Consider the following 12505-nt stretch of genomic DNA (forward strand, 5'->3'; position numbering starts at 1 on the left):
CTCCCATGAGCATGCGTATCGTGTTGGCGCTGTGTGGCGCCACGTTGCTGGCCGCCTGCGGCGGCGGTGGCGGCAGCAGTCAGTCCGTGGACTTCAGTCCCTGGGAACAGATCACGCTGTACTACAGCTACCCCTATAACGCTCAGGCCGGTGTGTCCCCGAATGCACCGCTGGTACTGGCGTTTTCCGAAGCCGTGCCGCAACTGAGCGCGGATCAGTTCTCCCTGCGGGGCCCGGATGGCGCCGTCCAACTGACCCTGGAACAGGTCAATGGCAACAAGAGCGTGGTGCTGACGCCGGCCGCGCCGTTGGCGGTGAACAGTGAATACACCCTGACCCTGAACGGGATCGGCGAGGACGGTGATAAGGAACTGCTGCCCGGCGGCCAACTGGCTTTCTCCACCCGGCCGGCATTGGAAGGGGCAAAGGAAGAGCGCAGTAGCGCGGCGGCTTTCCAGTTGGAACGCATCATTCCCAATGGTGACGATCTGCCGTTCCTGGATTTCTCCTCGGTGCAACTGACCCTGTCCCAGCCCATTGATCCGACCACGGTGAAGTATGGCGAGACCGTGCGCCTGACCCAGGGCGGCGAACTGGTGCCGGCCACCGTGCTGGCCAATGGACGCTTCCTGACCGTGGACCCCACCGACAGCGAGGACGCCGACGGCAATACCGTGGACGCCCTGAAAGCCGGTGAGGAGGTCACCCTGGAGGTCACCGGCGGCGTGCAAAGCCTGTTCGGTGAACAACTGACCGCCATTAACCGCAGCTTCACTCCGCTGGATACCAAGCCCCGTTCGGTAATGGTGCAGGAAGCGGCCCAGGCGGGTGACCCCGCGGCGGGTTGCCTGGCGGACGGCACCATCCGGTCGCCGCTTAACAATGAGAGCATCAACTGCGTGCCGGTGAAGTCAAATTTGCTGGGTGACACCACCGTCTCCATGCTCTCCGGCGATGTCTTCGCCGAGCTGGCGTTCGCCCCCAACTTCCCGGACACCACGCCACTGCGCCTGCCGCGCGGCTCGCTGCTGCACGGTGAGCCTTTGGACGTGCTGATCGGCGGCCAGGTGCCGGCGGGTTTCGATTCCGGTGACGTCACCGTGACCATCCTGTCGGACGCCAATGGGTACTTGATGAACGCCCCTTACAGCACGGACCCCAATGCGCCCCGGCGCCTGGTGCTGACCATGGACGTGGCGTTCGATACCGCCGACTCCCGCGCCAACGGCGCCTTCAACCAGGACCTGATGCAAGTGGAACTGGTGGGCACCGCCATCGTCGAGGGCGACCGCCTGGTGGTCGATGCCATCGGCGTGGTGGAGCCGCGCGTGCTGGGCGTGGAGAACGCCTACGGCGTGCTCAGCTTCCATATGGAGTCCTACTCCGACCAGACCATTCCGCGCGAACCGGAACCGGATATGGATGGGCCGGTGCTGAGCTCCTGGGTGCCTGGTGACCACACCAACAAACACCGCCCCGGTGACCCGGTGATCCTGACATTTGATCATCCGCTGGATCCTCAGTCCGTTGAGAAGGACGTGAGCTTGCAATTACTCGGTGCGAATACGCCGGTGGAGTTCGATTATGTGGTGGACGGTTCCTCCATCGTGATCCGACCGGAAACGCCGTTGCAGCACAACACCGATTACCAGGTGTTGTTTGACGACCGCCTCACCGACGTGGCCGGCAACCCGGCGCAACCGCAAACCCTGGATTTCCGGCTGCCGGAATATGTGCTGGATGATGGCGATCCGGAGACCCCTCCCGTGCCGGAACAATCCCCGGTGGTGTTGACCGCCTACCCGGGTTTCCCCTGCGTGACCACTGATCGCAATCTGGCCGCCAACGATGCCGGCCGTTGTGCCGGTGGCAAGGACGATGACGACCACCTGCCGATCATGGCCTTGCCGGCCAACCGACCTGTCGCGGTGACTTTTTCCCAGGAAATGGATGAACAGTCCGTTCGCGACCATTTCATTGTGGAAAGCGTGGATGATGCCGGCAGCACCTTGGAGGTTGTCGAGGGCAAGCTGACCTATATGGGTCGCAAGATCGTTTTCGAACCCGACCAGCCTTGGGAAGAGGGCGTGCTGTACCGGTATACGCTGCCCTCCCAGGAAGGCAGCGTGGACGCCGCCAGTTGCGCGACGAACGGAATCTGTGACGTCCGTGGCCTGCCACTGCAAACGCAAATGTTGGCGCAAAACCCGGATGACGCCCCGGCGGCCACCGACGGCGGCCCCAACCTGGAAATTTTCTTCCGTGGCGCGCCCAACACCACCGCGACCCTGCAGCCGCTGCGTAACCTACCCACCTCGGATGTGAACGCGAACTTTGTTTGGGACAGTGGTGAAGTGCCGCCGTCCCAGGATGAGGAGGCGAAACGGAACAGCGCGCGAATCGTGCGCGACCCGGAGTCCAACAAAGACGGTGATGGTTCCGCCGGCTCCGGGGCGGTGACCGATGCTGAAGTGGGCTGTGCCGTCGGGGAGAGTTGTCCGGACGACAAGTTCAGCTACATCAGCGGCAATTTGGATGTGGAGGTGGTAGGTTTCAGAACCGCCGATGAAGTTAAGGCCATGGATGATGGCAGCACACCGCAGGAAGCCTTGGATAATGGCGGGGTGCTGGTCTATATCATGCCGACTCAGCTGGTCGTGTCGAGCGCTACGGTATATTCCGAGCCGGTATTGGGCGATGCGCCGCCGGCCGCCACTGGGCCGCAATTCATGCGTATCCGCTACACCTGTGATGCGACCAGTACGGACAACCCCTGCTCGGAGCCGGATATGGGGCGGGTACGAGGCTGGATTGTGAAAGGGGAGAATAACCCTCGTTTCCTGACCAATCTGGACCTGTATCTGGACGCGCCGAAATTGTCGCCAACCGTCAGCATCCCTCTGCTCGGGACCTTCACCTTGACGCACAATCTGCATAGTTATCTGCTGGATGGCTTGCAACTAGCCGGTGACGTTACCTTCCTGGATGATGGCCGCCTGCAAATCGAGCAGATCAGCCAGAATAAGCTTGCTCTTGGCGTTGAGCTGGGAGGGTTGCCCCTGAACTTGCCTGCTTCCATTTATGTGGGCATCCCCGCCGGCGACACTTTCCTCAACTACCTCAGCGAGCCCATCAAGCAATAACCCTTCCTTTGTGCATCACCTCTGTGCACCCTCCGCCGGCCCCTCGGGGCCGGCCTTTTTATGACCGCCTCCCTTCTGTTCGAAGCCGCTGTGGGAGCGGGCTTGCCCGCGAATGGCCGTTACTCCCAGCCTTCGCAAAGCGCTCGATAGCTCAAAAAACAACCGCCCCCGGGCGCTGCCGTCCTAGGCGTTCCCGGCCAGGTTCGTTATCCTTCACTTTCCCTTACTGAGTGGCTTCAACATGGGTCATCGCACACCGCTTTATGACGAACACGTCGCCGCTGGCGGCAAAATGGTGGATTTCGGCGGCTGGGACATGCCCATCCACTACGGCTCCCAGATCGAGGAGCACCACGCCGTGCGCCAGGACGCCGGCATGTTCGACGTCTCCCACATGACCGTGGTGGACGTCTCCGGCACCGGCGCCCGTGATTACCTGCGCCGCCTGCTCGCCAACGACGTCGACAGCATCGAGACCGGCCGCGCCCTGTACTCCGGCATGCTCAACGAAGGCGGTGGCGTGATCGATGATTTGATCGTCTACAAGGGCGACAAGGATTACCGGCTGGTGGTAAATTGCGCCACCCGCGACACCGACCTGGAATGGATGGAGCAGCAGGCCGGCGGCTTCGCCGTGGATATCCGCGAGCGTCCGGAACTGGCCATGATCGCCGTGCAGGGCCCCCAGGCCCGGGCCAAACTAGCCGCCCTGCTGGACGGTGAACGCCGCGACGCGGTGGAGAATCTGGGCGTGTTCGCCTTCGCCGATTGCGGCGACTGGACCATCGCCCGCACCGGTTATACCGGCGAAGACGGCGTGGAGATCATCCTGCCCGGCCACCACGCGGTGGCGCTGTGGAAGCAATTGGCGGACGCCGGCGTGCGCCCGGCCGGCCTCGGCGCCCGGGACACCCTGCGTCTGGAAGCAGGCATGAACCTCTACGGTAACGACATGGACGGCACGGTTTCGCCGCTGGAAGCCGCCATGGGCTGGACCGTGAAGTTCAACGAAGGCCGTGATTTCATCGGCCGGGACGCGCTGGAGCGCCAGAAGGAAAAAGGCCACCACCGGCTGGTGGGTCTGGTGCTGGAAGGCAAGGGCGTGCTGCGCGCCCACCAGAAAGTCATCACTGGGGACGGCGAAGGAGCGGAGTTCGAGGGTGAAATCACCAGCGGTACTTTCTCGCCGACCCTGGGCAAATCCATTGCCCTGGCCCGGGTGCCCGCCGGCACCAAAGGCTTGGTGCGGGTGGAAATCCGCAACAAGCACCTGCCCGCGCAGGTGGTACGGCCGCCGTTCGTGCGCAACGGCAAAACGGTTTATAAATCGATCGACTGACCGATCTGTGAAATAGGGGAACATCAATGAGCGAGATTCCTGCCGAGTTGCGCTATCGCACCAGCCACGAATGGGTACGCGTGGAAGACGACGTGGCCGTGGTGGGCATCACCGACCACGCCCAGGACGCCATGGGCGACCTGGTCTACGTGGAACTGCCGGAAGTGGGCCAGGTACTGGCCACCGGCGAAGAAGCCGGCGTGGTGGAATCGGTGAAAGCCGCCTCCGACATCTACGCCCCGGTATCCGGTGAAATCGTGGCCGTCAACGACGCCCTGGAAGACGAGCCGGAGCTGGTGAACAACGAGCCTTACGGAAACGGCTGGCTGTTCAAGATCAAAATGGCCGACAGCGGAGAGCTCAAGGAAATGCTCACCGCCGACCAATACCAGGAACAGCTGGACAGCGAATAGACGCGGCCTGGGCCGCGTCGCCTGACGCTGGACGCCTGACGCCGGACGCAACACCCGCCGTCCTAAGCGTCTGGCGTCCAGCGTCAGGCGTCCGGCCCCTCAGCCAACCGCCGTAACGTCTCCGATTACCACCCAACCCACCCGGTAACGCCAACCATGCCCTACATCCCCCATACCCCGGACGATGTCTCCGCCATGCTCGACGCCATCGGCGCCGAACGCATCGAGGACCTGTTCGACGAGATTCCCGCCCACCTGAAAGCCGGCAGCAGCCTCGACGCCCTGCCCGAAGGCCGCGGCGAGATGGAAGTGACCCGGCTGATGGCCGAGCGCGCCGAACAGGACCGCTACGCCCTGAGCTTCCTCGGCGGCGGTGCCTACCAGCACCACATTCCGGCGGCGGTATGGGAAATCGCCACCCGCGGGGAGTTCTACACCGCCTACACCCCGTACCAGGCGGAAGCCAGCCAGGGCACCCTGCAGGTGATCTACGAATACCAGACCCTGATTGCCCGGCTCACCGGCATGGACGTGGCCAACGCCTCGGTCTACGACGGCGCCTCCGGCCTCGCCGAAGCGGTGCTCATGGCCCTGCGTGCCAACCGCAAGTCCAAGAGCAACCGGGTGCTGGTGCCGGAAGCCCTGAACCCGCGCTACCGCAGCGCCTGCGACGCCATCGTCCGTAACCAGGACGTGGCCCTGGACACCGTGCCGTTCTGCGGTCAGGCCGGCCAGACCCTGGTGGACAGCCTGAGCAAATACGAAGGCCAGGACTACGCCGCCCTGGTGATCAGCCAGCCCAACTACTTCGGCAGCCTGGAAGACGTGGACGTCCTCACCGACTGGGCCCACGCCAACGGCATGCTGGTGATCGCCGTGGTCAACCCGACCTCCCTGGCGCTGCTCACGCCGCCGGGCGAGTGGGGCGGGGGCGCGCAAGAAAAAGAGCAGGGCGCCGACATCGTCGTCGGCGAAGGCCAACCTCTGGGCATCCCGCTCAGCTCCGGCGGCCCGTACTTCGGCTTCATGGCCTGCAAACAGAAGCACGTGCGGCAAATGCCCGGCCGTATCATCGGCCGCACCGTGGACCTGGAAGGCAAGCAGGGTTTCACCCTCACTCTGCAAGCCCGTGAGCAGCACATCCGCCGCTCCAAGGCCACCAGTAACATCTGCACCAACCAGGGCCTGGCGATGACCGCCGCCACCATCTATATGTCCCTGATCGGCCCGGACGGCCTGGCCAGCGTCGCCGGCCACTGCCACGCCAACACCCAGAAACTGGCGGACAAACTCACCGCCATCGACGGCGTGGAACGTGCCTTCACCGCGCCCACCTTCCACGAAGTGGTGCTGTTCCTGCCCCAGGACGCGGACACCGTGCTCGCGAAACTGGCGGAGAAGGACATCCTCGGAGGCCTCAGCCTGGCCAAGGACTACGGTATGCAGAACGCGATTCTGGTGAACGCCACCGAGATCCACACCGAAGGCGACCTGGACCTGTTCGCCGCCGCCCTCAAAGACGTGCTGGCCTGAAGGGAGACATGACATGAACGAAACCAAATTGATCTTCCAACATTCCCGGCCCGGTCGCGGCGCCAACGCCCAAGCCCCCAAGCCGGTGAGTGAGGACCAGCTCTCGGCGATTCCCGCCAACCTGCGCCGCAAACAGAAACCCGGCCTGCCGGAAGTCAGCGAACTGGACGTGGTGCGCCACTACACCAACCTCTCCAGCAAGAACTTCGCCATCGACAAGCAGTTCTACCCGCTGGGCTCCTGCACCATGAAGTACAACCCGCGCGGCGCCAACCGCGCCGCCATGCTGCCCGGCTTCCTGGCCCGCCACCCGCTGGCCCCGGCCAGCCACAGCCAGGGCTACCTGGCCTGCCTGTACGACCTGCAGAACTTCCTCAAGGAAGTCACCGGCATGAAAGGCGTCTCCCTCGCCCCCATGGCCGGCGCCCAGGGTGAATTCGCCGGCGTCGCCATGATCCGCGCCTACCACGACGCCCGTAACGACGACGGCCGCACCGAGATCCTGATCCCGGAAGCCGCCCACGGCACCAACCCGGCCACCGCCGTCATGTGCGGCTATAAGGTCCGCGAAGTGCCTGTCGGCAAGGACGGCGACGTCGACCTGGAAGCCCTGAAAGAAGCCTGCGGCCCGCAAACCGCCGGCCTGATGATGACCAACCCGTCCACCTGCGGCGTGTTCGAACGGCAAATCGAAGCCATCGCCAAAACCGTCCACGACGCCGGCGGCCTGCTCTACTACGACGGCGCCAACCTCAACGCCATCCTCGGCAAGGTGCGCCCCGGCGACATGGGCTTCGACGTCATCCACATGAACCTGCACAAAACCTTCGCCACCCCCCACGGCGGCGGTGGCCCCGGCGCCGGCCCGGTGGGCGTCTCCCAACGCCTGCTGCCGTACCTGCCCACCCCCATGGCGGGCCTGGACGAAGACTCTGGCGAGTACAACTGGATCGACACCGACACCCTGCCCACCAGCATCGGCCACCTGAGCGCCTTCATGGGCAACGCCGGCGTCCTCCTGCGCGCCTACTTCTACGCCATGGTGCTCGGCCGCGAAGGAATGATCCGTGTTGGCGAATACTCCACCCTCGCCGCCAACTACCTGCTCAAGCGCCTCCAGCAGGTCGGCTACACCGCCGCCTACCCGGAACGCCGCGCCAGCCACGAGTTCATCCTTACCCTGGCCAAGGAAGCCAAAGAACTCAACGTCACCGCCATGGACGTGGCCAAGCGCCTGCTCGACTACAACCAGCACGCCCCCACCACCTACTTCCCCCTGCTGGTGCCGGAGTGCCTGCTCATCGAGCCCACCGAAACCGAAAGCAAGGAAGCCATGGACGATTTCATCGCCGCCATGGAAGCGATCCTCCACGAAGCCAAGACCGACCCGGACATGGTCAAGGAAGCGCCGTTCACGCAACCGGTGCGCCGCCTAGACGACGTCAAAGCCGCCCGGGAACTCGACCTGGCCTGGAGCGAGTAACTTTGCTCCAACCCCCGTCTACTCGGTCCCCTCTCCCTTGAGGGGACAGGGACAGGGAGAGGGTGAAACAGCCTAGAGAGCCTCTTACCAGGGGGCTCTCTTTTCTCCATTCCAACCCTTTTTTCCCTGTGGGAGCGGGCCTGCCCGCGAATTCTTTTCCTCCATCTGTTGCACTCGCTCCCTGCCTGCACGGCTTCACCCCTCCCAAATCCCAATCTGTCCCTTTTTGTCCTCCCGCGACACAGACACAACACGGCCCCAACGAACCTTGACTTGTGATGTGCGTCACGTTTATTTATTGAACGTGCGTCCCGAAAAGGCGCACTTGGGGAAATAACATCAAAGAAGGGATTTCGACATGGGGAGAGAATCCACTCTGACTGGATCACGGCTTATCCTGTTTGCTGTGTCCGTATCTGCCGTCTTGGTTCTTGCGGCGTGTGACCAAGTTAGTAACCAGCATCCAGCAGAGAACATGTCTGGGGCTGGACAGCCCAAGAGCTCTCAGGTGGATATCAAAGGCTGGTCTCCCGACGAGGCGTGCTCGTATTTGAAGCCATCACTAAGCACCCGTGGTTACAAGAAGGGATATGGAGATGAATATCACTGCTCCTCTCCGTACAAAGACATAGGCAAAGCGTCTACGGGCTTGCCCAATAATCTAGCTTACTACAGTGTTGGAAAACGTAGCGTTGCCGAAACCCTGAAGCTTGTTCTTAACTACAATCAACCAAGTCGTTCGGCTTCGGCAACCGAAGTGTTAGTTTCTGAGGCAGAATCTTTGGCTATCAAGGCAACGGGCAAGGAAATTCCGGAATTGATTTCGAAGGCGATATCGTTGGGTGAACCGGCCGAAGAGATTATTGATGGTATTCACCATGAAGTAAAAAGAGATGACTGGCCAACAGGGCGTGGTTATGAGGTTCACTACATCATTACGAAGGTCGATGATAAATGAGGGGTCGATAAATTGATTGGTTTGTGAATTTTTATAGTTCGGATTTTCAAAGACCAGAGAAAGCAATTGTTATTTTTGGGGCATGATTTCAGATCGATAAGAGGGTTGGATAAGTGACACACGAATACAAGATGATCCAGATTCCACCAAATATTTCCGTTCAGGCCAAATCTCACAAAGGTAATGAGGCGGCCGCATACCTACAACACGTTGTTAATACTGAAGCCACAGAAGGGTGGGAGTTCTATCGGGTGGACTCCATTGGTGTTGAGGTTCAGCCAGGTTGTTTAGCGGGTCTGTTCGGGCAAAGATCGGAAGGAACAACATACCATGTAATCACTTTCCGTCGACTGGGCCCGTAAGGTGGTCACTATTTCTATCCTCTTGGTTCGGCTTTACCAAAGATTAGCCTCAAAGAGGTTGAGGGGGAGCTGTCGGTTTACGCCTACATGTTCTGAGTACGCAATTCTTGTTTTAAAGAAGTATGGTTTTTTCAAGGGGTGGAAGCTGACAGTTTCCAGGCTAGTTAGATGTAAGCCTCCATACGGGGGAGAGGACTGGCCATAAAGGGTAACTTGGGAATGGGGCTAAGTCTTGTTTCCTATCTGTCCAGAACTGAGGCGGATTGAGAAGAGGCTGAAGTGAGATCATGTAAAAGGCAAGATCTGACCTAAAGGCTGCTCGATGCCTGTGTTTAATTTCCGGTATGAATCGAGGGCATGTGAGTAAGGGCTTAATGGCGTTCTTCGAGAAAGCCTTGTGATAGGAAGAGGGTGGGTATCCGATAATGCATGATCTATCTGGAAAAGCAGGGTGATTATCTAAATTGTGGGGTAGTATATAAACCAAAGAGATAGAAGGAAAAAATAGTTTGATTAACTGACAATTCTCTTCATTGGGGATAAGTGATGGGAAAATTTTCAGGCTCAGAAGGTATCTACAAAGAGTTAGTAGAAGATGTCCCGGAGGATGAGGAATGGTTGCTGGGCTTAGTCGCATTCGCTGTAGTAGAAGAGCAAAAAATTGAGTGGATTAGGCATCAGGCAGAACATAACGGTGGTGTGCCGCCCGATGAGGAGATCAGGCAATGGTATCAAAAACTTCCTGCTGGTGTTTTGCTAAGAGCAAAAGATACGGCAGAGGCAAGGCTTCGTAACTATGGTGAGAATGCGATTTTAACTTACATGGATGATTATGAAATGGAGTTTCGAGATGGAGTGCTATTAAATGAAATAAGAGGGGTTAAAAAGTTTTGGCCCCAGTTTGGTGTTAATGTTGCCGGTGGCTTTTTTAGCACGTTTCTGTTTGCATTCATACTTGCAATCGTCGCTTTTATTGTTTTGCATGATGTCTCCCCGGTGGAAGTTGGCAAGGCTCTCAGAGATAAAGCAGAGGTGATTAAAAATGGCTAAGAAAGAAGTTACTGGTAAAAAGGCTGCTTCTGCTGCATCAAAGGTGCTTCGCAGTAAGAGCTCAAGCAAGGCCGCAAGATCTGCGGCGGGATCAGCACTCAGCCAAACTGGAGCTCCCAGGCGAGTAACTGGCTCCAAGGCTGGTACCGCTGCATCAAAGGCATTGCGGAGCCCTGGAGCAAGTAAATCTGCAAAGACGTCTTCTGGTTCAGCACTGACACAGCGACCAGACAAAAAAAGGCGCTAACAACGTAGAGGTTCGTAGAGGTTCGTAGAGGTTCGGGGTCAGGTCTTGCGTTTTGCCTTCTCGGGAAACCAGCTCTAAATAAGCAAAACGCAAGACCTGACCCCAAAGCTGAAACGTTTCGTCAATACAGACCTTGTAAGGCGATGATGCTCACGGCGATGAGGTTGCGCAGATGCAGAAAGGGCGCAGGTGGCATTGACTTCTCTTTCGTCGAAAAGGAGATGGGAAATTGGAATATAAAGTAGAGCCGATAGGTGCTGAGTTTTCTAAGAAATCCATATCTGCTCTATACCAGCGGCTTCGGCAAAGGGCTTCCGAAGGATATAACTTTCATTCGGTCTTCCAGGTATCTCAGCCAGGATGCTTAGGTATCGGGCAAGGTACAACGACATATCTTGCCGTGTATGTAAAAGAGGAGAAATGAGTCACCAGAAGCCGAAAGGAAAGACTGATATTCTGGTTGTGATAATCGCTACGGTGCTGCTCGTCGGTGCAGCTAAAAGTTGTGCTCTGAGAAGTCCGAAGGCAGTTAAGCTTCTTAAATCCCGGCATCTATTAGAGGCTAACCGAATACCCATGGATCATGGGAAACATCTAGAAGCTTATGATGAGCCGAGAGCGCCTTCTGTATCCAATATTATTGGTAAAATGGATGATGCGAAGTCGGCAGCTGAAGCGGCTTCTGAACTAAATAATAATGATGATAATAATAACAAATGAGACTTTTAGATCGTGTGATGCAAGAAAAAGGGCTCCGCACGTATAAGACGCTAATTGGGTGAGCTGGGTGAGTTGGTTATAAGGTTGGTGCCGTCCGCTCCTAGTGAACCCAAACAGGGGCGGAACGTCATCGCACTCAACATCGCCAAGCGACTGCTCGACTACAACCAGCATGTCCCCACCATCTACTTCCCGCTGCTGGCGCCTGAGTGCTTCCTGATCGAGCCCACCGAAACCGAAACCAAGGAAGCCATAGACTATTTCATCGACGCCATGGCCAAGATCCTGGAAGAAGCCAACACCAACCCCGAGACCGTCACCGAAGCGCCGTTCACCCAGCCCGTGCGCCGGCTGGATGAGGTGAAGGCAGCGAAGGAGTTGGATTTGGTTTGGAGTGAGTGATGGTGCGGTTTTAAGGGTTAGTTAGTTCTTACTATTTTAAGGGGTCTTACTTGGCGCCTTTTTTGTGCCTGCGCGACAGAAGGGCACAAAATTGACTGTGAAGGCGATCACGATTTTAATTTCATGGGGCTAGAGCTTTGACTTTGGCGGTACGTCAAAAAGGGAAAGCCGCGCGCTTCGTGATCCAATCAAAGTGAACAGGATGCGGGGCCAGGTCTTGCGTTTTGCCTACTCGGCAAACCAAGCCTAGATAAGAAAAAGACAAGACCTGACCCCAAAGTCCTCGGCATGGGCGGATCCTCCTTGCCCATACCCTAACTTGTGTAACCCATGTTCCCGGTTTGATCTGTTACCTATGTTGCCGGGCTGCACAATTCGGTCCCCTCTCCCTTGAGGGGAGAGGGACAGGGAGAGGGTGAAACAGCCTAGAGAGCCCCATGCCAGGGGGGGCTCTCTTTTCTCCATTCCCGCCCTTTTTCCTCCCCGCAGCCTCACCTCACACCCAAAACCCAATCTGTCCCCTTTTGTCCTTCTGCGACATAAGCGAAACGTGGCTCTGGTGAACCTTGACTTGTGATGTATGTCACGTTTATTTATTGAACGTGCGTCCCGGAACGCAGCATTTGGGGAAATAACATCAAATAAGAAAGGAAGGACTCACTATGGCCGTAAAACACACTCCTACTGGCATTGTCCACCAAGGCACGAAAGGTGGAAAAACAGGTTGTGGCTTCGACACTAAAGAAAAACCGGAGCATTGGGTGAACTCATCGGAACGGATCACGTGCGATAAGAACAGATGTAAGAACTAGAGTTGTCCTAGAGCCTCTGGTTCTCAAGGAGGGGGAGATGAAT

The 12505-nt window shown here is 58.3% G+C and carries 10 protein-coding genes; all 10 read left to right on the plus strand.

What is annotated here, in order from left to right:
- The first annotated feature begins 5 nt into the window (after nucleotides 1-5).
- The 10 genes from RYH70_RS01445 to RYH70_RS01490 all read left to right on the plus strand — a co-directional run bounded on the left by RYH70_RS01445 (nucleotide 6) and on the right by RYH70_RS01490 (nucleotide 11650).
- A complete protein-coding gene (locus tag RYH70_RS01445; protein WP_317009664.1) occupies nucleotides 6-3143 on the plus strand; it encodes an Ig-like domain-containing protein in 3138 nt (1045 codons plus the stop codon).
- Between the two features lie 241 nt (nucleotides 3144-3384).
- The gene (gene gcvT / locus RYH70_RS01450) at nucleotides 3385-4482 is read left to right on the plus strand and encodes a glycine cleavage system aminomethyltransferase GcvT (protein WP_317009665.1); all 1098 of its coding nucleotides are present in this window, start codon (nucleotides 3385-3387) and stop codon (nucleotides 4480-4482) included.
- 26 nt (nucleotides 4483-4508) lie between these two features.
- A complete protein-coding gene (gcvH, locus tag RYH70_RS01455) occupies nucleotides 4509-4895 on the plus strand; it encodes a glycine cleavage system protein GcvH (RefSeq protein ID WP_022997026.1) in 387 nt (128 codons plus the stop codon).
- A 156-nt stretch (nucleotides 4896-5051) separates the two neighbouring features.
- On the plus strand, nucleotides 5052-6428 hold the full coding sequence (gene gcvPA / locus RYH70_RS01460; RefSeq protein ID WP_317009666.1) for an aminomethyl-transferring glycine dehydrogenase subunit GcvPA: 1377 nt from the start codon (nucleotides 5052-5054) through the stop codon (nucleotides 6426-6428).
- A 13-nt stretch (nucleotides 6429-6441) separates the two neighbouring features.
- Nucleotides 6442-7911 (plus strand): aminomethyl-transferring glycine dehydrogenase subunit GcvPB, encoded by a 1470-nt coding sequence (gcvPB, locus tag RYH70_RS01465; protein WP_317009667.1) that lies wholly within the window; start codon nucleotides 6442-6444, stop codon nucleotides 7909-7911.
- A 508-nt stretch (nucleotides 7912-8419) separates the two neighbouring features.
- Complete coding sequence (locus tag RYH70_RS01470) at nucleotides 8420-8869, plus strand: hypothetical protein (protein WP_317009668.1); 450 nt, start codon at nucleotides 8420-8422, stop codon at nucleotides 8867-8869.
- A gap of 363 nt (nucleotides 8870-9232) precedes the next feature.
- The gene (gene yidD, locus RYH70_RS01475; RefSeq protein ID WP_082823882.1) at nucleotides 9233-9436 is read left to right on the plus strand and encodes a membrane protein insertion efficiency factor YidD; all 204 of its coding nucleotides are present in this window, start codon (nucleotides 9233-9235) and stop codon (nucleotides 9434-9436) included.
- A gap of 341 nt (nucleotides 9437-9777) precedes the next feature.
- Nucleotides 9778-10281: a hypothetical protein gene (locus RYH70_RS01480; RefSeq protein WP_317009669.1), complete on the plus strand. Its 504-nt coding sequence runs from the start codon at nucleotides 9778-9780 to the stop codon at nucleotides 10279-10281.
- A gap of 667 nt (nucleotides 10282-10948) precedes the next feature.
- A complete protein-coding gene (locus RYH70_RS01485; protein WP_317009670.1) occupies nucleotides 10949-11248 on the plus strand; it encodes a hypothetical protein in 300 nt (99 codons plus the stop codon).
- 87 nt (nucleotides 11249-11335) lie between these two features.
- Nucleotides 11336-11650 carry a hypothetical protein gene (locus RYH70_RS01490; protein WP_317009671.1) on the plus strand — a complete coding sequence of 105 codons (315 nt, stop codon included), beginning with the start codon at nucleotides 11336-11338 and terminating at the stop codon, nucleotides 11648-11650.
- Nucleotides 11651-12505: the final 855 nt, after the last annotated feature.

Source organism: Alloalcanivorax xenomutans, from assembly GCF_032810065.1.
GTDB lineage: Bacteria > Pseudomonadota > Gammaproteobacteria > Pseudomonadales > Alcanivoracaceae > Alloalcanivorax > Alloalcanivorax xenomutans.

Coding starts and splice junctions, on each gene's coding strand:
- RYH70_RS01445 (WP_317009664.1), top strand. CDS start 6: ATGAGCATGCGTATCGTGTTGGCGCTGTGTGGCGCCACGTTGCTGGCC.
- gcvH (WP_022997026.1), top strand. CDS start 4,509: ATGAGCGAGATTCCTGCCGAGTTGCGCTATCGCACCAGCCACGAATGG.
- gcvPB (WP_317009667.1), top strand. CDS start 6,442: ATGAACGAAACCAAATTGATCTTCCAACATTCCCGGCCCGGTCGCGGC.
- gcvPA (WP_317009666.1), top strand. CDS start 5,052: ATGCCCTACATCCCCCATACCCCGGACGATGTCTCCGCCATGCTCGAC.
- gcvT (WP_317009665.1), top strand. CDS start 3,385: ATGGGTCATCGCACACCGCTTTATGACGAACACGTCGCCGCTGGCGGC.
- RYH70_RS01480 (WP_317009669.1), top strand. CDS start 9,778: ATGGGAAAATTTTCAGGCTCAGAAGGTATCTACAAAGAGTTAGTAGAA.
- RYH70_RS01485 (WP_317009670.1), top strand. CDS start 10,949: ATGAGTCACCAGAAGCCGAAAGGAAAGACTGATATTCTGGTTGTGATA.